General features: G+C 50.3%; 16 protein-coding genes and 1 tRNA gene. 6 read left to right on the top strand and 11 right to left on the bottom strand.

Translation table 11 applies throughout. From position 1 onward, the window contains the following. The first annotated feature begins 3 nt into the window (after positions 1–3). Positions 4–807, top strand: a complete 804-nt coding sequence (gene pstB / locus HJG54_RS13615; protein ID WP_316435538.1) for a phosphate ABC transporter ATP-binding protein PstB — start codon at positions 4–6, stop codon at positions 805–807. Between the two features lie 127 nt (positions 808–934). Here pstB and HJG54_RS13610 read toward each other — a convergent pair whose 3' ends face one another. Beyond that, a complete protein-coding gene (locus HJG54_RS13610) occupies positions 935–1,795 on the bottom strand; it encodes a sulfotransferase domain-containing protein (RefSeq protein ID WP_316435536.1) in 861 nt (286 codons plus the stop codon). A gap of 91 nt (positions 1,796–1,886) precedes the next feature. Here HJG54_RS13610 and HJG54_RS13605 point away from each other — a divergent pair, with 91 nt between their 5' ends. Next, a complete protein-coding gene (locus HJG54_RS13605) occupies positions 1,887–2,132 on the top strand; it encodes a hypothetical protein (protein ID WP_316435535.1) in 246 nt (81 codons plus the stop codon). 300 nt (positions 2,133–2,432) lie between these two features. Here the strand turns inward: HJG54_RS13605 and HJG54_RS13600 are convergent, their stop codons facing one another. After that, entirely contained in the window at positions 2,433–2,720 is a 288-nt protein-coding gene (locus tag HJG54_RS13600; RefSeq protein WP_316435534.1) for a DUF2171 domain-containing protein, read from the bottom strand. 278 nt (positions 2,721–2,998) lie between these two features. On the opposite strand from HJG54_RS13600, the gene HJG54_RS13595 reads away from it, so the two are divergent. Beyond that, the gene (locus HJG54_RS13595; RefSeq protein ID WP_316435533.1) at positions 2,999–3,613 is read left to right on the top strand and encodes a YiiX/YebB-like N1pC/P60 family cysteine hydrolase; all 615 of its coding nucleotides are present in this window, start codon (positions 2,999–3,001) and stop codon (positions 3,611–3,613) included. 307 nt (positions 3,614–3,920) lie between these two features. Here HJG54_RS13595 and HJG54_RS13590 read toward each other — a convergent pair whose 3' ends face one another. The 4 genes from HJG54_RS13590 to HJG54_RS13580 all read right to left on the bottom strand — a co-directional run bounded on the left by HJG54_RS13590 (position 3,921) and on the right by HJG54_RS13580 (position 10,693). Further along, complete coding sequence (locus tag HJG54_RS13590) at positions 3,921–8,315, bottom strand: PAS domain S-box protein (protein WP_316435531.1); 4,395 nt, start codon at positions 8,313–8,315, stop codon at positions 3,921–3,923. Positions 8,316–8,496: 181 nt separating this feature from the next. Further along, positions 8,497–8,616 (bottom strand): DUF559 domain-containing protein, encoded by a 120-nt coding sequence (locus HJG54_RS35470; protein WP_420717377.1) that lies wholly within the window; start codon positions 8,614–8,616, stop codon positions 8,497–8,499. Positions 8,617–9,030: 414 nt separating this feature from the next. Next, positions 9,031–9,627 carry a DUF2267 domain-containing protein gene (locus HJG54_RS13585; RefSeq protein WP_316435530.1) on the bottom strand — a complete coding sequence of 199 codons (597 nt, stop codon included), beginning with the start codon at positions 9,625–9,627 and terminating at the stop codon, positions 9,031–9,033. A 133-nt stretch (positions 9,628–9,760) separates the two neighbouring features. Beyond that, positions 9,761–10,693, bottom strand: coding sequence for a glycosyltransferase family 2 protein (locus HJG54_RS13580; RefSeq protein ID WP_316435529.1), 933 nt, complete (start codon positions 10,691–10,693; stop codon positions 9,761–9,763). Between the two features lie 225 nt (positions 10,694–10,918). Between HJG54_RS13580 and argG the strand changes: the two genes are divergently transcribed. Together argG and HJG54_RS13570 are read left to right on the top strand one after the other, a co-directional pair. Beyond that, complete coding sequence (argG, locus tag HJG54_RS13575) at positions 10,919–12,157, top strand: argininosuccinate synthase (protein WP_316435528.1); 1,239 nt, start codon at positions 10,919–10,921, stop codon at positions 12,155–12,157. Between the two features lie 212 nt (positions 12,158–12,369). After that, entirely contained in the window at positions 12,370–12,984 is a 615-nt protein-coding gene (locus HJG54_RS13570) for a TVP38/TMEM64 family protein (RefSeq protein WP_316435527.1), read from the top strand. 179 nt (positions 12,985–13,163) lie between these two features. On the opposite strand, the gene HJG54_RS13565 is transcribed toward HJG54_RS13570, so the two are convergent. Both HJG54_RS13565 and HJG54_RS13560 read right to left on the bottom strand, forming a co-directional pair. Further along, positions 13,164–13,757: a phosphate-starvation-inducible PsiE family protein gene (locus HJG54_RS13565; protein WP_316435526.1), complete on the bottom strand. Its 594-nt coding sequence runs from the start codon at positions 13,755–13,757 to the stop codon at positions 13,164–13,166. Between the two features lie 322 nt (positions 13,758–14,079). Continuing rightward, positions 14,080–14,150 (bottom strand) — tRNA-Gly (locus HJG54_RS13560). A gap of 373 nt (positions 14,151–14,523) precedes the next feature. Here HJG54_RS13560 and HJG54_RS13555 point away from each other — a divergent pair. After that, the gene (locus tag HJG54_RS13555) at positions 14,524–16,308 is read left to right on the top strand and encodes a DUF3370 domain-containing protein (RefSeq protein WP_316435525.1); all 1,785 of its coding nucleotides are present in this window, start codon (positions 14,524–14,526) and stop codon (positions 16,306–16,308) included. A 64-nt stretch (positions 16,309–16,372) separates the two neighbouring features. Here HJG54_RS13555 and HJG54_RS13550 read toward each other — a convergent pair whose 3' ends face one another. The 3 genes from HJG54_RS13550 to HJG54_RS13540 form a co-directional block, all read right to left on the bottom strand. Beyond that, positions 16,373–16,858, bottom strand: a complete 486-nt coding sequence (locus HJG54_RS13550; protein ID WP_316435524.1) for a chemotaxis protein CheW — start codon at positions 16,856–16,858, stop codon at positions 16,373–16,375. Positions 16,859–16,966: 108 nt separating this feature from the next. Then, positions 16,967–20,296, bottom strand: coding sequence for a hybrid sensor histidine kinase/response regulator (locus tag HJG54_RS13545; protein WP_316435522.1), 3,330 nt, complete (start codon positions 20,294–20,296; stop codon positions 16,967–16,969). Between the two features lie 69 nt (positions 20,297–20,365). Continuing rightward, on the bottom strand, positions 20,366–23,266 hold the full coding sequence (locus tag HJG54_RS13540; RefSeq protein WP_316435520.1) for a methyl-accepting chemotaxis protein: 2,901 nt from the start codon (positions 23,264–23,266) through the stop codon (positions 20,366–20,368). Positions 23,267–23,372: the final 106 nt, after the last annotated feature.

Here is a 23,372-nt window from a genome sequence, read left to right as displayed (position 1 = left end):
CCTATGACTTCCTCAATTCAGCCATCGTTACCCACTCACTCAGACACGATTCTACGGGCCGAGCGAGTCAGTGTCTACTATGGCAAAACTCCAGCCATCCAAGATATTTTCTTGGATATTCCTCCGCAAAAAGTGACCGCTTTTATTGGCCCGTCTGGCTGCGGCAAAAGTACGCTGCTCCGCTGCTTCAATCGCATGAACGATCTGATCCCGAACGCTCGTGTCACTGGTCACCTTACCTTACAGGATCAAGACTTGTATGCCCAACAAGTTGATCCGGTCGAAGTGCGCCGGCGCATTGGCATGATCTTTCAAAAGCCTAACCCGTTTCCAAAATCGATCTACAACAACATTGCCTTTGGTGCTCGCATCAACGGTTATCGCGGTGATTTGGATGAGTTGGTCGAGCAGTCGTTACGGAAAGTTGCTCTGTGGGATGAGGTCAAAGATCGGCTCAAGCAGAGTGGTTTAGCGCTTTCGGGTGGGCAGCAGCAGCGCCTATGCATTGCGCGAGCAATCGCGATTCAGCCAGAAGTGATTCTCATGGACGAACCTTGTTCAGCGCTCGATCCAATTTCAACCTTTCGGATTGAAGAATTGATTCGTGAACTCAAGCAGCAATATACAGTTGTGATTGTGACTCATAATATGCAGCAGGCATCACGAGTGTCAGACTACACTGCCTTCTTCAATGTCAGCCAAACAGCAGGCAGCGGCTATCTGGTCGAGTTTGATAAAACTGAAACGATCTTTGAGTGTCCCCAGCAAGAAATTACTCGCGAATATGTGAGTGGACGATTTGGATAGACGGCGATACCTGCGTTAGGAGATAGTGATCACCCCAACTTGAGTGCCGGTTTTGTTGTTTTGCGCAGTTGTTGACATCTGGATTTGCCGAACATGCTTTCTCTAAAAGTTTAACAAGTAGCGCAATTCAGGTCAGAAAGATAGCTGCATCGATGTCATGTTGCCTGCACCAGGCATTCACAGTTTGCTCGATCTGTGCAACCTCCCGCGGATAGAGATCTTGTTTCCAGCGGCCTGCTTTAACCGCATCAATATGATTCATATGCAGTAAGGTGCTCTCATCATGATAGTCAACGATATCTCGATGATCATCAGGGCTACGCTGAAGCTGTAATAATTTTTGCTTAAAGCTGCCAATGCGTTCCTGCTGTAATTCAATGGTGTAGTGATCAGCAATCTCGCGGCAGGTTTTAGCATCAACTGGACTTACGCATTTGCCCCCTAAATCCCCCAATAATGGGGGACTTTCAATCTGTTTCCCCCCAGATTGGGGGGCTAGGGGGGCAGAAATTACTGAGCTGCGTAAGTCCTGATCAACTGGGTTTTGCAGATGAGTGGCAATTCGCCTGACTTCGTCTGCTGGATCGGCAATAATCTTTTGGTATTGAGAAACTAACACGTTTGGCAAACTCGTCCATTTTCGATAGTTTTCTAGACACGATTCTAAAAAGCCTTCATTCCACAAAAACTCAAACGACTTCTGCCGTTGCTTCATCATCGAAGCATAGACATCGCGCACATCTCGATGGGCATAGATGCCGATAGCATTATTGTTGAGAAATTCGGCTTTGATGGCCTCGGTGCATTTATGCACCTTGATTACCTTCAGCCCAGCTTCCTGTTTATCCTGCTGACGCACTTCAGCAAACCGATTCGCGTCAATCCAGCCCACCACCTGCCCCAAGTCAAACTGCTGAACGAGATGGGTCGTGATCTGAAATTGTAAGGTTGACGCCGAACGATACATGCCGCAGCAAAATACCCACATAAACGCTCCCAGCTCAAACCTCAAAAAATTCGCTACTCTGATCAATAGCGGATGAAGACAGTCCAATCCAGTCTCGTAGGGAGGATTTGCAATGGGTGCCTATATCCCGGTTAGCTGCGATTTCCACGATTGGCTAGAAGCGCTCGCTACCTTACGGCAAAAATGTCAGATTGTTTACCGCAATCAAGCAAATGCAATCACTGAAGTAGAAGATTGGATTGTGGATGTCTATGCCGCCAATCAAGCCGATTTTTTGAAGCTGAAGGACGGTACCGAGATCCGGCTCGATCAAATTATTTCAGTGAATGGTGAGACTGTTTCCTACTGCACTGACTGAACCGAATTGGGCGAATTTTGCTGCAACTGTCTGACTTAAGGTCTGTCCAGAATTTTGTGTCAATTTAGCGTTTGACTTCGCACTTCTTCTACCCGCGAATCCATTGCGGGCTAACGGAGGAAGTCTGCTCTAGGCGAAGCCTTCTCGCAGAGTAGCAGACTAGACGAAGATTTTAGTTCACTTTAGTGGACTTGCTTCATTAGCCCGCGATTCATCTGCGGGCAGCTCAGGCCACGAAGCGACACAGAATCATTTACAGATCCCTGACTTAGCCCCTAACAATATATCAATCCACATATATCAATCTACTCCCGCACCAGTAGCCGGATCTGTTGTTGGTGAAGCATCCTGCATAGCTTGACTTGGAGGTTCATTCAGCATCCCGGCAATCGCTTCTGCTTCGGTCTTGTTGAGATACACCGCCTTGTCGTCTACCGATTCGACCCAATCAATTGGAAACCAACGATGGCGATCATCCGGCGAATCGGCTTTGGTTAGCTTAATGTACTGTCCGTCTTCTAGTCGATCAACTGTACCAATATGAACGCCTGCATCATTCGTACTGCCCGGTCTTTTCGCGTGAACCATCAAATGTTCTTTGATCTGAGAGATATCCATTTGGCACCCTTAGTGAATACTAGCGAATGCTCGTTGAGCATTGTAATGAATGGTTCAGTGGAACACTCAAAAACTTGAGTTGCAGCAATCTTAATACAGTCTTGGCAAGATTTAGCTTCACAGTAAACTCTCCGAACAGAATGCGCTTCTGCCTGCGGGTAGAGCCAACCTGATAAAATGACTGACTACGAACTCTAATGACTGATCTAATGACTGAGAACGGATTACGACATCACTCGACACCACCCATGATTTACACCCACCAATTCAATGGCGTTCCCCTTACAACCGGCGATATTATCTGCACCGTTGATGGCGTTCCTGGCAGCCTGTATGGTGAATTTTGGCGGCAGGTTGGGCGACTTCTACCCGGTGAAGTAGATCATTGTGCAATCTATCTGGGACCACAGGGCCGATGTGTAGAAGCGGGACCGGGCGGCGTGATTGTCTATGAAATGGCCGGTGAACAATGGGATGCTTGTTCCCTTGCAGAACAACGGCACTTTGTTGATAGTTTTTACGGGGTTGCCTATCCATTAGCCAATCGCGGCCTATCCATCGTTGAACAAAACCAAATCCGCAAAGCAGTAGTGGCCTATTGTCTAGAGCAGGCCATGCTAGAAAAGCCCTATAACGTTGTCTTTCCCGATCCAGACACCGAAGACGCCTTCTATTGCAGTCAGCTCGTCTACAAAGCCTACTTGACTCAAGGCATTGACCTCAAAGCCAGTAGTGCAGAATCGAAGGGGCTACTCAATCGCATCGTCTTTCCGGACGAAATCTGGACCAACTGCGTTCACCGACGTGCTCAATCGGAGCCTTCTGCATTGGATTGTTCTGAATCTAACCTCAAATCTGGTTGATTAGCATTGGTGCGAACCGCTCCTATTCCTCCAGCATGTGAAAGTATGCCCTCCTAGCCCCCATTTTTTGGGAACCAACTCGTAATATCAAATCCGACTAAACGCCCTAAATTTAAATGCCGCATTGTACGGGCGTTTCGGCGAAACGCCTCTACGCGAACTCTGGCTGATCAACCGGATTTGATATAACTCTTCAAAGCGCCCAGTCTTGGGGCTTGGGGGCAGCGAAGGCTTGGCCATCCCTGCTGGTATGCTCCTGCCTGCATTCTCTAACCCCGTCGAAGGAATAGAGCAAATCATCGGTCCTCTAAAGGGCTTTGGTTACATTCCCTGTTAACTCAATCAATTGCTCTAGCTGGAATTCATTCACTAGCGCTCTCAGGGCATCGGCCAGCGATGTTTGAGTGGGAGGAAGCTGCTCTAGAAGCTGGAGAATAAGTTCCTCATCAGCCCTGCGAGCCGCCTGCTGCAATTGCTCAATCCACTCTGATGGCATGAGTGGCAACACGTCAACCAGCTGCTGATTTAATTGTGCTGCATTTTCTGGTGATGTGGTTTCTAGCGCTAAGGCTTCTGGTTCTAAACCGTCAGGCTGCTCTGCGTAAACATAACAAACCCCAAGGTGCTCCGCTATCTTCCTAAACAAGCTGGCTTCTGTCGCAGGTTTACAGACCAGATCATCACACCCTGCCGCTAGAATAGCAGCGCTTTCATCTCCAAAGGCACTGGCGGTGAGGGCAAGAATTTTAGGCGGGGAGTGGAAGGGCGAGACAAGGGAACGAATGCGCCGGGTTGCCTCGTAGCCATCCATCACGGGCATTCGCATATCCATCCAGATCAGGTGGGGTGCCCACTGTTGCCATAGGGTCACGGCGTCCTGTCCGTTGCTGGCTGCCTGCACTTCAAAACCAACGGATTGCAAAAGTTGCACCAGGAACTGGCGGTTTTCGGGATTATCTTCCACGACTAGCAGCCGATAAACAGGCTGATTCGGTGCTAGTCCAATCATTCTGCGGATTGGGCGCTCAGCCGACAAATCAACCGCCTGAACCAATGCTACCGGAATTGTGAAGCGGAATGTAGCGCCCTGACCAGGCAGGCTCTCAACAGTCAGATCACCGCCCATCAGCTGGACGAACTGGCGGCTAATCGGCAGTCCCAGGCCGGTGCCTTCCTGGGAGTTTTGCCCGATTTCAGTCTGGACGAAGGGTTCAAACACAACTTCCCGATCAGGCAGGTCGATACCGGGACCCGTGTCTGCAACTTCAAAGCGAATAAAAAATTGAGAACCGATCAACGCCGGATCCTGTGCTCTGGCCTGTGCTCTGGCCTGTGCTCTTTCAGACTGAGCCACTAATTTTTCATTCTTGGCCGATTCTGCCTGCACCCTCAGCGTGACGCTGCCTGCTTGGGTGAACTTAATCGCATTGCTCAACAGATTGATCAGCACCTGACGCAGTTTACCTTCATCGGCTTGGATATATTGGGGAACATCTGCATCGGATTGAATGACCAGGCGCAATCCCTTGGATTCGGCCTTTAAGCGGAAGAGTTCTTCCAGACTCTTAAGGAGATCGAACAGGTCGAAGTTTTTCAGCGTTAGGTTCACCCGACCCGCTTCGATTTTGGACATTTCCAGGATGTCGTTGATCAGGTTGAGCAGGTGTTCACCACTGCGGTTGATAATATTGACTCGTTGCTGTTGTTCGGGTGGCAGGGTAGTATCGCGACTCAGCAACTGGCTGAATCCCAGGATGGCGTTGAGGGGAGTTCGTAATTCGTGGCTCATGTTGGCTAGAAAGGTGCTTTTGGCCCGACTGGCTGCTTCGGCGGCTCTCATCGCTTGTTCCAGATCCAGCGTTCGTTCTTCGACCCGGCGTTCCAGTTCGGCGTTGATTTGCAGCAATTCCTGTTCTAGCTGCTTGCGATCTGTGATGTCGTACAGTGTGCTCACCACGCGATGAACTTGCCCAGCTTCGTTGATTAGGGGGTTATAGGTACTGAGCACCCAACGGGGTTGGCCCTGAAAGGTGATGCGTTCTTCAACGGTAAAAGGTTGTTTGGTAGTGATAGATTGGGCATAGCGTTGGATCACTTCTGCTGCATCCTCAGCCGCAAAGATCTCCTCTAGTGGCCTCCCTGCTACTTCTTCACTGGATTTACCCATCAACCGAGCTGCACTTGGATTCCATCCGAGCTGACGCACACTTTGATCGGGCAATACGGTACCCACAAAAATCGGCTGATTCACCCCTTCGTAGATACTGCGGAGAAATTGTTCCTGCTCGCGGAGCTGTGCTTCAGCTTGTTTGCGATCGCTGATATCGCGCACGCCAACGATACAAACAGGCTGATTCCCCAAGGTTGTCTTCTTCAGCGAGATCTCGGCATCAAAGCTAGAATGATCGCCAAAGCGTCGTGCCTTCCATTCAAATTGAATTCTTTTTCCGGTTTGCACCTGTTGGCGCATTTCAGAAATGCGCTCACGGGGTGTGTCGGGCGCTGACAAATCAGCAATGGTGGCAGCAAGAAGTTGATCTCGGGCAGCGCCATGTAATTCTAGAGCGCGATCGTTTACATCTAGAATGGTGCCATTTAGATCATGAATGAAGATAGCGTCGTAGACATTGTTGAAGATAGTGCGTAGATCTTGCTCTGAACGAGCTAATTCCTGAGTGCGTTGCTGAACTCGTTGCTCTAGTTCTTCATTCAATTGTTGCAAGGCAATTTCAGCCTGTTTGCGATCGCTGATATCATCCACCGTACCCACAATCCGAATCACCGCGCCTGTCTGATCGACAATTGGAAAGGCGCGGCATCTCAGCCAACGCAGTTCTCCATCAGGTCGGATAAAGCGATATTCTTTGTCAAAAACTTCGCCCTGCAATTCTCGTTGTAACCCTGCTTCCACCTGCTCTCGGTCATCGGGATGGACAGAGTCAAGCCAGGAGGATACACTGTTGATCTCCTGGAAAGGAATGCCGACAATTGCTTCATAGGCTGGATTGACGTAGGAATATTGGAAGGAAGCCACCTCGAATACGAAAAATCCTTCGCTTACAGTATCTGCCAATTGCCGGAACCGGGCTTCACTTTGCTGAAGCGCTAGTTCAGTCTGTCTGCGTTCGCTAATATCGGTAGCGACCAGAATCGCCGCATCAATTTGCCCCTCGGTTTGAATGGGTGCGATACGAACCTCGTAAGTAGCTGGCTTTCCGTTGTCACCAGTTCCTAGTGTCTCGATTGTCAGCGTTCGCCCCGTCGCAAATACCTCGGCCAAGGTGTCTCGTTGAATGGCCCGACTTTCGGGTGCAGTAAACTCGTCTACAGTATGTCCAATCACATCGTCCAGGCTAAAACCGGCAGCAAGCCGGTTAACAAACAACATTCTGCCATCTCGACCCACCTTGGTGATAAAGCTGGGGACATTTTCCAAGATCGATCGCTGCTGGCTTTCGACCTCGGCTAGGGCCAGTTCAGCGCGCTTGCGATTGCTGATATCCGTCACCCGCACCAAGTTCAGGTGTCTATCGGCGACTGAGATCCGATTAGCGGCCAGATTTCCCCAAAAACTATTGCCTTTCAGGGTAATGTACTCAATTTCCCGGCTCCAAAATCCCTGGGTATGCACTTCATCCGAAATCTGCTGCAATTCCTCAACCGTAAAGGGGTGACATTGCAGGGTATGGCCCTCAATATTGATTAGACTTTCCTTCCTATCGGCTTCAAACATCTCAATGGCCCGCTTGTTGCAGTCCACCGTCAGTAGCGTATCTGGATCAACCAGAAACAACGCATCGGTTGACTCGTTGAAAATCGCTTCTCGCAAATCTCGACTGCGGGAAATCTCCAGTTCGATTTGCTTGCGCTCGCTAATATTTCGCACCAGACATAGGACACGATCCGATTGGTAGGGAACAATGCGAGCTTCTTCATACTGAATCCGATCGCCAAACTGAATTTGTTGCTCGAAAGTTTGTATCTCGCCTGTGTTCAACGCTTGTCGAATAGCGGTTAGATACTGAATCGCAAGCTCTGGAGGAAGGATATCGTTAACATGTAGGCCGGTGAGGTCCGAGTTCTCTGAAGCGATTAACTCACCCATAAACTGATTGCGGGAAAAGCTGAGATATTGGCCCTCAGCATTTATGATTGTCATGATGTCTGGAACTGCTGATAAAATGGCGCGATTTTGTTCCTCACTGTCACGTAGCGTCATTTCTAGCCGTTTCTGTTCCGTATTTAACGCTTCCAGTTCCCGATTCGCTTGCTCCAATGCGGCCTGCTGACGAGCGATCTGCTGGTCTTGCTGGTAGCGTCGCAGAGCCTCGGCTACGGTCAGGCTCAGATCTGTCTCATCCCAGGGTTTGGTAATAAACCGATAAAGACTACCCTGATACACCACATTGACTACATCCTTTATCCTGATTTGCTCTGTCAGCATTACCTTTAGCATTTCAGGATGGCGAGCGTGGAGTGCCATCAGCAATTCATCACCCTGCATCCCTGGCATGTTCTGAGCAACAATCACCAAGGGGATCTCAACACCTTTCGCCATCAGCGCATCAACCAGAGTTAGGGCTTCATCGCCCCTCTCAGCAGTTTCGACCATGTAATCAGGAAAATCCTGCATCAACTGAGTTCTCAGGGTGAGCAGAACATCCTGTTCGTCATCAACACAGAGGATGGTCGGAGTATTCATGTCGGCTACTCATGGGAGAAGGTCAAGAACTTTGGCATGGTTTATAGTTTAATTGTTCAAAGGTAACTGTACCGTATTACCTGCCGCAGGCGGCACCTCCCCTTGTCCAAGCTACTGTGTATAGACAAGTCCTGTCAGCCCCCTAAATCCCCCATTCTGGGGGACTTTGAGTCGAGCGGAATTAGGGGTCGATGGCTTTAACAATTTCTGTAAGGACGGCCGTTAAGTCTGACATCACAGCTTGGTTCTTGAAGCGAATGACTCGATATCTCCCCCTGGATTTACCGGATCGAATGATCAACTTTGTCTAATCAAAGTCCCCCAGAATGGGGGATTTAGGGGGCGATAAAGACTGAAACGAATGTCAGTTAAACACTTATGTATACACGGTAGCCTTACCCAAGGGAGGATGGGAGGGGTTTAATCTATTGTGATCACAATTTAAATTGGTATTAGTTTTACTGCTCTAACGATTTGAGCTGAATTTTTTCAATAGTATTTTTGCAATAGTAAAGGCGGGTTGCTTGAGCAAACTATCGCATACTAGCTAGTTCGCTAAACCCGCCTGTGTAATCAATTTCCAATCAACCAATCAACAAGGTTTGATCCCCCGAAATTCCCCTTGATAAGGGGGACTTCAAACCACTATTAGCTTAATTCCCCCCTTTTTAAGGGGGGCTAGGGGGGATCTCAACAGGATTTACAATCGACTGAACTAGGCTTCTTGCCAAAGTTCGCGCACACCACCTTCGGGTAGCCAGCTTGCGATCTCCTGAATCCGCTCCTGCGACAGTTCTGCCTTAGTGGCTGAGAATACGGCCTTCACTGCCCGTTTCCGCTCTGCGTCCTTGTTCTCGAAGCCACGCTCAAAGCCGCTTTCGTTGGCAACCCGGAAGAAGAAGCGGTCTGAATCAATCTTGAAAATACCAGGACCTTGCCAAGGTGGACGCACCCGGCTCAGGAAATCTACTAGCGGGTTGGTATCGCGCCACAGATCGGCGACTTCCATTTGCAGCGCCTTTTCCTTGGTCGGCAGGGCTTCTTCATGTAATTCAGCTTCAACCCGCTCAGCCGATTCGGTGCTCATCAGGTCGCGCATGACGCGGAACACCACTTCGGCAAAATCTCTGGCATCATAGGGGTCAGCAAACCCGCCCTCGACCATCACCTTTTCCAAAAAGGAACGATTTGGATCGGCCTCTAGAATTCTGGAATCCTCAACTTCGGTTGGATCAATTTCCGGGACATGCTGTTCAGGTAGATCCTGCTTCACATCCTGCTTCACATCCTGGTTCACAGTGTTATCAGCCATTGCTATTTCCCTTCATGTTGAGCAAATTACACAAACGTTTGTCTCTCAATCAAGGTACGCAAGCAGAGGTTGACCAACATCTTTCTTAGGTGCCAAGTGCCGCAACACAGAAGGTAGAGATTGCAGTCAGATCTCATTTAGCCGCTTTCAGTTCCGCATAGGCGGCATACACCCCCTGGACGTTATACCAATTTAGAAAAATCCGAGCAATTTCTAAGGCGAGTTGGGGCTTACCACGGTCAATTAGCCATTGCAGCAACGGAGCCATTGTGCGTTCATTCAACCATCCGCCCAACGATAAACCACCCCACAGCAAGCGATGAATCCAGGTCATTTGAATCATCATGCGCACATTCCAGGTGGGATGTTTTTGATAGAACAGGACCCCCATGCGGCCCCGCTGAATTTCTTTATCGATTAACTGCGGCAACTGCTCCAACGAAAAGGGCGGATGCCAGTGATAGCCGACCGCTTCTGGGCATTTGATCAGCTTCAGTCCCAATTGCTTTAGCCGCACGCCCAATTCCAGATCTTCCCAGCCGTAGAGCTGAAAACGCGGATCGAACAGTCCGGCAGCTTCTAACCAGTGCCGCGCAATCGCCACATTGCCGGTCGCAAAATAGGCGGCAGAAAAATCAGTCAGTTTGTAAGGTTCCGTGGTGGGATGCTCAAAGTTACAGGTGTTGATCACGCTGCCATAGGTAAACAGCCGGTCGTGACCAAATTGCTGCTGACCCCGCACCAGCGCCTCGGCATGGGACTGCAAAAATCGCTCCGTTACTACCAAATCGCTGTCAATGAAAACAATTATGTCGCCTTTGGCCTGCTCGACGCCTAGGTTCCGGGCCACCGCAGGCCCCTGATGGTTTTGCTCAAACCAGCGCACGTGAGGCAGGTTGACCTGTTGCAACCACGCCACCGTCCGATCGGTCGAGCCATCGTCTACCACGATTACCTCGTAGCCGACGATCGGTTCTGGCCGCACCTGCTGGTTTTCTAGGGCCTGCAAGCACTTCTGCAAAATCGGCAGCCGATTGTAGGTTGGAATCACCACACTCAAAAACACTGTTTTCCTTTTCCCTCCCTCACGTCCCTAAACCAGGATAAAGGCTAAGGGAGCCAACTTGCTGTCTAGCCTGATTAACCGCGCAAACCTGTAGACCGATTTCTGCTTGTAAATCTGTACTGATTCCAACAGGAAATTCAGTCGCTTTGATTAGATAATGAGAGTTTTGTTCTTGAATCCAATCAACACCGGGGTTGGGGTACGCCACCGAGGAGGGACATCGATATGAAAGCGCAAGATCTAAAGGGAAAAACCATTGCCTTTGCCGGTTCCGGCGGCTTAGATAGCTGCACCATCACCCGCTGGCTCAGTGATATGGGCGTCGAGGTGGTTTGCTTTACGGCGGATTTGGGTCAGCCCGACGAAGAAGACGTGTCGGCGATTCGCAATCGCATGTTGCAGGCCGGTGCCAAGGAGTTTGTTTTACTGCCAGCGCGGGAAGGGATTGCCGAGGCAGGCGTGCAGGTGATTCAGTCTCAGGCTTGCTATGAAGGCCGCTACTGGAACACTACCGGCATCGCTCGCTGCGTGCTGACTAAGGCTATGGTCGAGGCAATGAAACAGCGCGGCTTGACGATCTTTAGCCACGGGGCTACTGGACGCGGTAACGATCAGGTGCGCTTTCAGCTGATCACCAACATGCTGGCTCCTGAATTTGAGATCTATGCTCCCTGGCGCGATGAAGCATTTCTCTCCCGTTTTCCGGGCCGCAGCGAAATGATTGATTTCTGTCAGGAACACGGATTGCCCGTCACGGCCAGCAAAGAAAAACCCTATTCCACCGATGCCAACCTGCTGGGCTTGACCCACGAGTCGGGCATGCTGGAGGCTCTCACCACGCCAGCGCAGTTTGTCAAGCCAATCATGGGCTGCTATCCGGCAGATGCGCCTGACACTGCCGAAGAGTTTACAGTTCGCTTCGAGCAAGGCCGGCCAGTGGCGATCAACGGTCAGCCTGTAGGCTTGGTGGATGCCTTTCTGCAAGCCAATGCCATCGGCGGTAAGTATGGAGTGGGCATCGGCACGCACTTGGTCGAAAATCGCTTTGTCGGCATCAAGTCGCGGGGGGTTTACGAAAGTCCAGGCGTTGAGCTGTTGGGCACCTGCTATGCCTATTTGCTCCAGTTGATTCTGGATCGCCGCGCTCGCGAATTTTTTGACCAGCTTTCGCTGCTGATTGCCAAACAGATCTATCAGGGCTATTGGTTTGACCTGGCCACCCAAATGGCGTTGCAGGCAGTTCAGTGTACGGCCAAGCTGATGACTGGCTCAATTACCGTCTCGGTTTACAAGGGCAATATCTCCTTTGTGGCTGCCACCGATGTGCCCCACTCGATCTATTCCGAAGAAAACGCCTCGATGGAAGGCGTCGGCGACTACAACCACACCGATTCCGAGGGCCTGCTGCGCGTGTTTGGGGTCAGCGCCAGAGTCCTGGCAACGAGCGGCCAAATTACGCCTTAGGGCATTCCTGAGGCGGGCATCCCGAAATCGAGCGGTGGCAAACTGTAGCTAGCAGCCTGGATTTCAGCAGCCTGTTATCCAGCAAACTGTATCTCAACGGACTACCTGGGCTATGGTGGAAAGGTGGGCTGCGGATGGCAGCTACTGTTCTATCGGCCAGAAAAAGCAATTCTGCTGGACACGCCGATTTCGATGCTTGATCGAGCCAACCCATGCGCCGAACCTCCAACCGCCTAAACTCCAGCCGCCTAAACTCCAACCGTCAAGACCATGCGCTAAAGCGAATTCTGCTCGCTCTACTCGGTTTGGCTCTGTTCTACCTGGTGATGATTTTGGTCCTGAGAACGATCGGCCTGGAGAACGCACATCGGTTCATTCATCAGTCTGGTGCTTGGGCACCGATTGTGTTTGTGGTTCTCTGTTCCTTGAGTTTGGTGATTGCCCCCCTCAGCGGCAGTTCCCTGTTTATTGCCGGGGGAGCACTGTTTGGCAAGGGGACCGGATTCTGGCTGAGCTTAGTGGCGTCAATAATTGGGTGCAGCATTAACTTTTGGCTCTCTCGCAAGTTGGGTCGGCAGGTGGTGGCTCGTCTGATCGGCAAAAACAGTTTGGAGGAACTGGATCAGTTTACTCAGTGCCTAGAAGGAAATCGCGGCTTGTTCTATCTCACTTTGGTAATGCCACTGTCGCAGGATATTGTCAGCTATGCTGCTGGGTTGACTCCCATCTCCTACCACCGCTTTTTGGTGGCGCTAATTTCGAGTGGCTTTGTAGTGGTGGCTGCTTACATCTACCTGGGCACGAGTCTCTTGGAGGCACTGCTCTAATACCATTTCCCTTTGATTGGGCTACAGATCACCAAGCTCAACCGGCTAGATTGGGCAGGGTCCGTAACTCAAAACTCAAAACTCAAAACTAAGAACTGGTATAAGTCCGCTATTTGGTTTAGGCGCTAAGCAATTGGTAGAACTCAGTTGGGTAAACCAAGCTCAAAGCATCGAGCAAGTCAATGAATCAACGAATCGATGTTTGTATTTAAGTGGTTTAGCTCCAGATCAGCAGTAATTGGCGGATGAAGCAATTCCTCAGGCGCACTGGCCAGATCAGGACGGGTATGGGCAAGTTCCTGTTGACGACGCAGTGAAATAATATGCTCTGGGTCAATTCCTTCAAAGGTGGGCGGCAACCAAACCCGAATCATCAACAGAGCACCCAACACCAACAAAAATGCGCAAGCTGACAAAATTTGGCCGACCGGAGCCTCCAATACGCCCCGAACAATCACTTCTCGTAAAACCGAAACGATCGACACTTCCACCGCCACCCCAATCGAAACCCGCTGCTCTTGCAAATAAATAATCAGCAGCCGAAATAGTTCCACTAAAATCAGCAAAAACAGAATATCGGCGGTAACAGCCGTAAAATCAAGCGGCGGCAACAGTGACAGAAACATCTCCCGCAATTGAATCAGCATAAAGCTAAACAGTCCGATGCATAAGGACACGACAATTAAATCTTGAACGGCTTCCAGTGCCCGCACCAATTGGTTTTGCTTGAGCCACTCATAACGGGTCGTTACAGGAGGAATTGAGTTCTGCATGGCTTTACTCCTAACAGCTGACGCAATCTTCCTTAGCTTATCTTCAGCTCCTCTTATCAGAAAAGGTATTTTCAATCAAAAAAACTGATGCTATTAATATGTAGATTAATGAACTTGCCACAATAGGCAATTTGATTGCGGCCTGCTGGCTTTCACGCAGCTTTTGCGTCTGCAATTGCCGGTCTCATTGCCAAACCCAATAATTGTCATTGCCATTGGTGAATCGCTGATTCAGGACTCCTTAGCTCTGCGCGCTGTGCAAGTTTCGCAGGATGACTTCGCTGAACTACCGCTCGTACCGATGGCTATTCAAACCTAATAAAGCGGGCACGGGGAATCGAACCCCGATTAACTGCTTGGAAGGCAGTAGTTTTACCACTAAACTATGCCCGCATTTCACAAACCTATCCTAGGATAACATAGGTTGAACCTTCTGACTAGAGAACCTTGGCAGCTCTGGCAGCTCGCGATTCTTAGGAGTTCTAGCGAATCAGGGTCCAATCGAATTCCAATGCGTGTTATGAAGATTATTTGGCGGTTGAGTATAAATATAGATTTCCTTAATGATATGGTGGAGGATGGGCTATTCACCCCGTTGCTGCGTAGTTGACGGATCAAAAAAGTGAGGAAATCCCGTATGATTACGCATCTAGCCATTATTCGGGCGCAAATTGTTCGTTTTGGGCATAATTAGTCTGCTCGCTGGTGCATCAACCAATTGCTAGTTGTGTTGTCTGTTGATCTTTAAGGTTTGTCAAGTTCGCTCATGCTCAAAGTTTTATCGTTATTACCACTCGCTCAAATTCTTTCACCCCTTTCTGCACCCAACCTACCTGCATCTCTCGCTTCAACAGAGCCGGTCTCAAGCACCTTTCCAGCGCCAATCACGGTCAGCAGCGATCCGTTTTCTGGAACTCCTATTGCTCTACCCGATACACCTCCTCTGCCGGAGACAGTTCCCCAACGCTCGGACATTGTTCGATCTCAGCAAGTACGTCCTTTACCGGGGCAGTTGGATGACGTTCCGGTATTTAACAGTAATAGCCCTGAGTTGATTCAAAAAGACGGCATTTTGCTCTCCACCTTTCCACCCGAGGGAATGCAAGTTCGATCGGCCCATCTCAACCATCCGCTGCAAGGCCGCTTTGACATTTTTGCTCATCATGTTGCCAGAGGAATAAATGCCGATGATGTGCGAACGCTGTATGTAGGCGTTGTGGTGTACAACCCAGCCGACCGACCGATCAAACTTGATATTTTGCAGGGTGTCACCTATCTTAGCCAAGAAGCTCCGTTCAACGATTTACCCGCCTATGTCGCCAATCCGATGGGTACCGTATTTGCGGGACCGGGCAGTCGGGTGATGAATGATGTGTTGCGAGGTGAGCGGCAGTACCAGTGGCCGAGCCATGTAACCATTCCAGCTAAGAGCGCCCAACTGCTTGTCAATGTACCAATTCCACTTCGACGTTTGACTGTGGCAACTAACGGCACGCTGCCACCCGGTTCAATTATTCCGGGATTTCCAACCACCATCGCCCAACCCCAACTAGACACCCAATCAACGGCGAGCGCGGTAACGCTGGCTTCAACTCGAAATGCTACAAATCCAGTCGGTGCAGCTAGCCCAGCTAGTCCTCCGCCCCCATCTCGCCCCCCGGTCAACGACAATCGTCCAGTTCCAATCAACGGTCGTACAATCCTGATGCGACTTTCGAGCAGCGGTCCGGTGTATGTGGCGAGTTTAGCCATGTATGCTCCCCGCACGCCAACAGGTGATGAGCGGGTTCCCAGTTTGTCGGAGTGGGTGCAACTGCTGCGAACCTCCGATGTGTCTGGTCCGCGAGACCGACAGCCAACGCCGCCGGATACGCGATTTGTGCCTCGGTTCTACTATGGCCGGGTGGCTGGAGTAGCGCAAGGCTCTCAGTGGACCGCTAGAGTTACTGATAAACCCGATGTGGATTACCTCAGCATTCCACAACCGGGTGAAGCCATTTCCTATGTAATTAGCAGCGTTGATCGCAATACATTCGGCACTGGACAAATCCAAAGTGCACCTATGCTTGTTCGCTATCCTGATACTGCCTATCGTGCCCACGGTAACTATGGCATTCTCTATAACATCACCTTGCCGCTACGCAATGACACAGATTCGCCCCAGCGAGTAGCCATTATGCTGCAAACACCGCTGCAAGATGAACGATTGAAAGGGGAAGCTCTACGGTTTCGCAATCCACCCTACGATCAAATTTTCTTTCGCGGCACAATACGCCTGCGCTATACCGATGACCTGGGCATCCGGCAAACTCGCTACATGCACCTAGTTCAGCGCCGTGGTCAGCAGGGACAACCCCTGATTCGGCTGACGTTGCCCAGGGGGCAGCGCCGCCAAGTTGAAGTTCAGTTCCTCTATCCACCTGATTCTACTCCACCCCAGGTGCTAACTATAGAAACCCAATCCTATAACGGCGTTGTGCAGGAACCCAATGCCCCTACCCGTTCCAGAAGTGAGGCCGAGATAGAGAGATCAATCGCAAATGCACCTTGACATACAAAAGTAATCAACAGTTAAAGACGGGAAGTTAGCTCGTCGCCGACGAAACGAGAGCTGATCAATGGATTTGGATTGAACTACTCAACTGTTCCACATCGAGGAGGAACAATGTCCGAGTTTGCTCGGCTTCAGAAATAATGGCAATATGGCTAGCGATTTCTAGGGTATCGGCCCGACGGTAGGACGCTGGTAAGCTGCGGATTAGGTTGGTTGGTACTTCTATCAGTATGGGTGTATCGCTGACCGGAATACCGATGCCTTCACCACTGCGGGTATGCAGCAGAATTAGATAGGGCGTTGGCATTGATTGAGCCGTGATGCCAAACAGATGTCGCTGTAGATCAATCACCGTAATGTCGTGCTCATCTACTTGGGCCAGCCCTACGGGCTTGAGGCCACTCCCATATACAGTTGGTAAGTTCACAACTTTGTCCACCTGCTCGATCCGAGCAGCTAACGTCAGTTGACCGACAGAGAATGCAACTAATTTAGCGTTAGGATGAACGATTGATGAATCTTGAGAAGATATAGAAGATTGTGACATCGCAAAGAGTAAATGATGGTAACCAGCAGTCAATAGCCAATAGCCAATAACCAATAACCAATAAAGAGTGACTACTCAGCAGCTTTCTCAATAATTTTATTAACCGACTTAAGATTGCACTAGAAGATGTTTGAGGGCATCCAGTAGTTCATGCTCAATGTAAGGTTTACTGAAATAGGTAGTTGCTCCTAAGTGCATAGCTAGACGGCGGTGCTTTTCGTTATTGCGAGACGTAAGAATAACAACTGGAATAGCAGTTAGATTCGGATCTTGGCGTCGTTGGCTCAGAAACTCGAAGCCGTTCATATTAGGCATTTCAATATCGCAGATCACCAACTGCACCGATGAACTTTGCTGGAGGTGGGATAGGGCTTCTTGGCCATCACGGGCTTGCAGAACCCGATAGCCACTTTTCTCTAGCGTCAGTGCCAACATGCGCCGCAGTGTTGCAGAATCGTCCACCACGAGAATTGTCTGGGTAGCTCTAGTTGATAAGGCGCTAGGCCGCATTGGCTGCCTTGAGGAAGACAGGTTGGCGGCTAGGGCAGTGTGAGTGGCTGAGGTTCCTGAACTGGGATCTAGCATCAGATCCACTAAGGTCGCGGCATCGATCACGGGTACTAGGCTACCGTCACTCAAGATGGTGCAGCCATAGGTGTAGGCTGGGGGAGCAATGGCGGCTCCGAACGGTTTGATCACCAACTCCTGTTCGGTAATCAGTCGATCCACTTCTAGCGCAAAGCTATGCTGTGCCCGCTGAATCACCAAGATAGGCATTGCCCATTCCTTTGGAGCAGGTGAGCCAGACAGCGTGGCACGGATGGAATTTTCCGGCAGTGGGCAGGCATAGTGAAGCAAATCAGCCAGTCGATACATCGGCACCAATTGGCTCCGCCAGTGTAGAAACCGCTGTGAACCCGTTTGTTTGAGCTGTTCTGCTTTGGGCACTAAAATTTCTTCGATGCTGTCAGCAGGAACGGCAATTGGTGTGGCATTCACCAGGCAGGTCAATAGCTTGGCGATCGTTAGGGTGAGAGGAATGCGCAGTGTGAAGGTAGTCCCTTGACCGGGTCTGGAATTGACCGACAGGCTACCTTTCAATGCCCGCACCTGGGAGCGCACCACATCCAAACCAACTCCCCGCCCTGATAATTCACTCACCTGACTTGCGGTAGAAAAGCCCGGTTCAAAAATGAAATCAAGCAATTGGGTCGGTTTTGCGGTTTCTAACGCTTCGGCAGATAACCAGCCTAATTCGACGGCTCGTTTGCTAATCCGCTGCACATCAATGCCTTGACCATCATCCACGATATCAATCAGCGTTTGGTTCCCACGATGATAGGCGCGAATTTCGATGCTGCCCTGTTCCGGTTTACCTCGCTGCTGTCGTATCTCCGGCGTTTCAATTCCGTGATCAAAGGCGTTCCGCAGTAAGTGCAACAATGGGTCATAGAGTTTTTCTAGCACCATTTTGTCTACTAACACGCTGGTACCGCTGAGTTTGAGGCTAACGGATTTGTTGTATTTGGCAGAGAGGTCACGCAAAACTCGCGGAAAGCGGTTCAACACATTGCCCAAGGGCAGCATGCGTGCCCACATCAGTTCGTTTTGCAGTTGGGTCAGCTTTTGCCGTTGTTCGGTGAGAGTTTGGTTGGATTGACCCGCAAATAGGCCGACATCTTCTAGTCCCTCTTCGAGCTGGATCACTTGCTCCCAAATTTCCTGAAGTTGAAAATGCAGCGTGCTGTAGCGGTCCATTTCTAAGGTATCGAAGCCAGCCAGGAGGGTAGAGGTGGCGTCGCTTGAGCCCAATTGAGGGCTAGAACGATCCGCTGTAGCCACCAGCATGCGGTCAGAAACCTCTCGCAAGCGTTCAATCAAGCTCTGAAACTGCTCAAATCGCTCACCTAAGTCCCGTACCGCTGCCTGAAGCTGCTCATGTTGCAAAGACAAACTGTTGCGGTTGATCGCCAATTCGCTGACTAAATTGTTCATTCGCTCCAGCCGATGCAGATCAACTCGAATCGTTAAGTTGGTAGAGGTGGATGGAGTCGATTTGCCGGTCTGAGTTGGACGCACATACTGTTTCCAGTTGGTTTCTTCCTCAGGCGCGCTCGCGGCTACGGATTTGTTATCAGAAAAATCAGGGATTTGAGCTTGGATTTCGTCTGCCAAAGCAGGCAGTTGATCAAATAGCTGCTCAGCAGCTCGCACAGCCATATCGAGGGAAAGTTCCGTGCTAGTTTGATCCCCTTCCTGCTTTTCAGGAAATAGCTCGACTTCAGGCTGTTCTGTAGGCACAGAGGCAGCATCAATCGGAACGGGAACGGGCGTGCTATTTAACTCTGGCTCAATGCCAAACAATTCCTGAAATGGCGCTGCTTCTGGCACTAGAGGATGATCTGCTTCTACATCAATTAGATTATCTTTTTCTGCATAAATCTCTGTATCTACTGCTGTATCTGTCTGAATATTCCTCTCTATAAAATCTAGCGCTGTTAATTCTTCCAGATCCAAACGATCGATTAGCTCCTCGCTGAAAACAGATGCCAAATTAGATAAGTTATCAAATAAGTCGTCCTGGCTATTCTCAGACGACTTGTCAAATAGATGATCTGAACGGTCATTACCTGGTTGGCTAGGGTCTAGATAATCTGCATCTGTTAAAGCTAACAGTTCAGCCGAAGGTGTTCCTCCTTGAGTGCGATCGCCTTGCAAGACCGCTTCCCGTCCCGCAATAAAATCAGCATAGGCAAGCTGCAAAATTCGCAACGCTTGATCGGGATGGGTCTCTAATGCAGTCAGCGCGGTTTGAGCAATCGCAGCAAATCCTGGTAAATCCAGTAATTCTGCTAATCCCATAAACACTTCTGCCTGCGCTTGCAATTCCCCTGCTACTGGGTAGGCATCGGGCTGCTGCAACACTGCAGAGAACCGCTCTAAACCTTGCGCTACATCAATTTCAAAAATGGAGCCTACCATATCAACTCCTAGATCTGACGATGTGGGAATATAGCCGTCGGCTTGGGCAAGCGAGGCAGCAAGGCGATTTTCCAACTGAGCAAAAATAGCTTCTGCCTTGGTGAGCGCCTGCTCTGCATCGACGTAACCCATCTCAATTTGCTGGATTAATGGTAATCGCAAGCAGTCGTAGGCTTCTAGCAACTGGCTCTCTAATGTCAAATCTACGGCGACACTGTCGTCATACAAGGCTTTGAAAATGGTTTCCAAGCGGTGGGCAATGGTTTTGATCAAATCAAGCTGTACACTAGCTGCTCCACCTTTAATCGAATGGGCCGCTCGCATCAGTTCATGCACGTCTGCCGTAGTTCGGCCCTGCCGCAGCCGCAATAAACCACTCTCGATTCCTTCCAGCAACTCTGGCGCTTCTTCGATGAAAAATTGATAGGCTTGGTCGCGGATATCAGGACTGAGCATAAGCGGGATTGAGCCTGGATATAAGGATCAGAAGAGGATATAAGGATCAGAAGAATAGAGAGGTTGACCTTAGCGCACCTTAAACTGGCTGACTTCTGCTTGAAGCGCTTGAGCCACATTCAAAAGCTGCTTAAAGGCATCAGAAACTTGGGTGGCTTCGCTGGAGGTTTGATCGGCAATGGCGGCTATGTCCGACATGGTTTGAGTCACGGTTTCAGAGGTGCGGGACTGCATCTGGGCGGCTTGGGCAATTGCGTTGACAAGTTCGCTGATCTGAGCGCTGACGGTGGCAATTTGGGTCAGGTTTTGCCGCGCTTCGTCCACCAGTTGAGTTCCGGTCACGACTTGTTCTGTTCCGGCTTCCATTGCCGCTACTACATCCTTCGTCTCCGTCTGAATGCTAGCTACCAGCTTCTCAATTTCTGCTGTTGCTTCTGCCGACTGACGGGCTAAGGAGCGCACCTCATCGGCCACCACCGCGAAGCCACGCCCTTCTTCGCCAGCGCGAGCGGCTTCGATCGAGGCATTCAAAGCTAGCAAGTTGGTTTGGGCCGCAAACGTACTAATCAAGTTCACAACCTTGGAAATTTTCTGCGACGATTCACCTAACCGTTTGACCTTTTTAGCTGTTTCACCAACCGTTTCTCGAATTGCCAAAATTCCTTCTACAGTTCTGTTCATCGCCACATCTCCAGTCTGTACCGTTTCAACCGCTTGCCGCATCGCAACTTCGGCTTGGCGAGCGTCTTGAGCCACGATTTGAATCGAGGTTGCCATCTCCTGAATCCGATCGAGGGCCGCAGAAATTTCTGCGGTTTGCTGCAATGCTCCAGTTGATAGTTCCCGCACAGCTGCTTCGTTGCTGTTAGTTGTGGCAACTACCTGCACAGCTGCTTCTTGCACCTGCACCACAATTTTCCTCAAACTGTTGATGGTGGCGTTATAGGAATCGGCGATCGTGCCAATTTCATCCTCAGTGACTCTCGCGTGGACCGTCAGATCTCCTTTGCTGACCGGATCAACGGCTAACAACAAATCCAACGCACGGCGCTGGAGGTTCTCTTTTAACTGAGTTTGTTCGGCTGCCAGCGTTTCAGCGATGCGGCGCGCCTCTTCTAACTCTTGCACCGATAGCGCAACGCCAAGCTGGGTAGCTAACTGCGATAAAAACTCGATTTCAGATTGTTTCCAGAAATAGGTTTGGTGGCACTGGTGAGCCACGAGCAGACCGAATAAATGGCCCTGGTTGAGAATGGGGACCACCAGATTAGCTTTAATCTGCAAGCGCTCCATCAGTTTTTCATGGTCTGGATGGAAGTTCGCGCGAAACACATCGCTAGTGGGAACAATCCGACCGTTGCGATAAGCGTCAAGCAGATGCTGGGGAATGCAGGGATCTTCCAATTTCTTTTCCAGTGCTTTTGGTAAACCTGCCGCCACCGACTCATGCGAAATAAAACCACTCCAATCGGGCTTAAACCGATAGATCACCACCCGATCCACCTGCAGATACTGGCGGGCTTTTTCCAAGGCTTGATCAAACACCTGGTTGAGAGCTGCTTCATTGTTGGCCCGAGATTCAGCCGTGATGGAGGTCAGGAAGCGAGCCTTGTCGGCGGTCATTTCCTGCTCTTGCAAAATCTCCTGGAGCTGCGCTGCCATTGTATTGATGTTTGCGCCCAGCTTTGCCAGTTCGTCGCCTCCTGCTGTTTGTAGACGAGTGTTGAGCTCCCCTTGACCAATTTTCTCAGCTGCATCAGCAGCAGCCAGAATCGGTCGCGTTGCTCGGTTCGCGATCCAGGCTGCCAATACACCAACCACCACCGCCGCCAGGGCTGTTCCTGCCATTAGGGTGAAAAGCAACCGCTGTTGAGGGGCAAATGCGATGGCCCGATCCACCGTCGCAACTGCTCGCCAGCCTAGGTCTGGCAGTTCGGCCCGGAAGTTGTCTTGATATTGGGGAAAAGGAACATAGGTGACAAGCTGCTTTGCATCAAGGCTGACGTTGGTTTGATTCGCAGCGCGCATTTCTGTGTAGGAGGGTGGGAACAGCGTAGTCCCTTCAAGGGATCCCTTCAATGCTCTATAGGCCGGGTCGGAACCAACAAACACTTTGCCAGTCCGGTCGGTCAGGTATAATTTCACTGCTTCGTTGATCCGGTTAGACTGGGCCGTACCACTTTGCACGATCGTTGCCAATAGCTCATGCAGGTTGCTAACGGGCAGGCGAGCACGAACTACTGCAATCGTCTGTCCGCTGATCTTATCCCTTACAGGAGCTGCCGTATGCACACTCAACATGCCTGAAGATTGGGAAACTGACGGATCTGCAATCACCGGCTGATTGGTTTTGAGTACCTGCTGAAAATAGGCCCGATCCCGATGGTTGCCCAAAGGTTGCCCCTGCGATTGGGCCATCAGATTGCCGTTCAAATCAAAAACGGCCACACTGTCATAAATGGGATAGGCTTTGACGAACTGATCGAGAGCGGCTTGCTTTTCTTGGCGATTGGTGGTCAGTCGCAGCTGGGGATCGGTAAAAACATCCAGATTCGCCATAATTTGAATATCGCCGTACCGTTCCCGCATGTAGAATGCGACTTTATCGACAATTTCGCTGGTACTGGCAGCCTGCGAGTTGGTGATCTCCTGAACCAAGGATTTGTTGGCAAAGTAGTAAGCGCTGCCTCCAACTAGGATGGTCGGGACTGTACCAATCGCAACCGCCAGGATCGTGGCCTTGTTTCGCAAGCTCAGCTTACGCCAATTTGACTTATTCAGCCATTTCGATAATTGCTTTGATTTTAGAGTTGCTTGCGGCGACTGAAGCAGCGTATCTGTTGCAGCTGGCTGCACTTCAGGCTCAGGTACAGCATAATGAGAAGCTGTAGTATCAGGTTGAGTCGATATTGAAGCAATACGGCTATTACCGTTGACATGTAGTTCGGAACCAGAGAGATTCTGAGTCATAGAGGTCTAACTAAGTAATGATTGGGTGGAATGTTGCTAGAAAAATGCATCAACCAAAGCGATAAGCAATAAGCGAATCTCAATGAATAGATGAGTGAGCGGTGTT

The organism is Leptolyngbya sp. NK1-12 (assembly GCF_032598965.1).
In the GTDB taxonomy this organism is placed as follows: Bacteria; Cyanobacteriota; Cyanobacteriia; order Elainellales; family Elainellaceae; genus Elainella.
This window is presented reverse-complemented; position numbering and strand designations above follow the sequence as displayed.

What these genes read in the sequence shown, in the direction of transcription:
- HJG54_RS13550 (WP_316435524.1), bottom strand. Translation starts at nt 16,858, where the DNA reads ATGTCACAATCTTCTATATCTTCTCAAGATTCATCAATCGTTCATCCT.
- HJG54_RS13545 (WP_316435522.1), bottom strand. Translation starts at nt 20,296, where the DNA reads ATGCTCAGTCCTGATATCCGCGACCAAGCCTATCAATTTTTCATCGAA.
- HJG54_RS13605 (WP_316435535.1), top strand. Translation starts at nt 1,887, where the DNA reads ATGGGTGCCTATATCCCGGTTAGCTGCGATTTCCACGATTGGCTAGAA.
- HJG54_RS13570 (WP_316435527.1), top strand. Translation starts at nt 12,370, where the DNA reads ATGCGCCGAACCTCCAACCGCCTAAACTCCAGCCGCCTAAACTCCAAC.
- HJG54_RS13595 (WP_316435533.1), top strand. Translation starts at nt 2,999, where the DNA reads ATGATTTACACCCACCAATTCAATGGCGTTCCCCTTACAACCGGCGAT.
- HJG54_RS13590 (WP_316435531.1), bottom strand. Translation starts at nt 8,315, where the DNA reads ATGAATACTCCGACCATCCTCTGTGTTGATGACGAACAGGATGTTCTG.
- HJG54_RS13610 (WP_316435536.1), bottom strand. Translation starts at nt 1,795, where the DNA reads ATGTGGGTATTTTGCTGCGGCATGTATCGTTCGGCGTCAACCTTACAA.
- HJG54_RS13600 (WP_316435534.1), bottom strand. Translation starts at nt 2,720, where the DNA reads ATGGTTCACGCGAAAAGACCGGGCAGTACGAATGATGCAGGCGTTCAT.
- HJG54_RS13585 (WP_316435530.1), bottom strand. Translation starts at nt 9,627, where the DNA reads ATGGCTGATAACACTGTGAACCAGGATGTGAAGCAGGATGTGAAGCAG.
- HJG54_RS13540 (WP_316435520.1), bottom strand. Translation starts at nt 23,266, where the DNA reads ATGACTCAGAATCTCTCTGGTTCCGAACTACATGTCAACGGTAATAGC.
- pstB (WP_316435538.1), top strand. Translation starts at nt 4, where the DNA reads ATGACTTCCTCAATTCAGCCATCGTTACCCACTCACTCAGACACGATT.
- HJG54_RS13555 (WP_316435525.1), top strand. Translation starts at nt 14,524, where the DNA reads ATGCTCAAAGTTTTATCGTTATTACCACTCGCTCAAATTCTTTCACCC.
- HJG54_RS13565 (WP_316435526.1), bottom strand. Translation starts at nt 13,757, where the DNA reads ATGCAGAACTCAATTCCTCCTGTAACGACCCGTTATGAGTGGCTCAAG.
- argG (WP_316435528.1), top strand. Translation starts at nt 10,919, where the DNA reads ATGAAAGCGCAAGATCTAAAGGGAAAAACCATTGCCTTTGCCGGTTCC.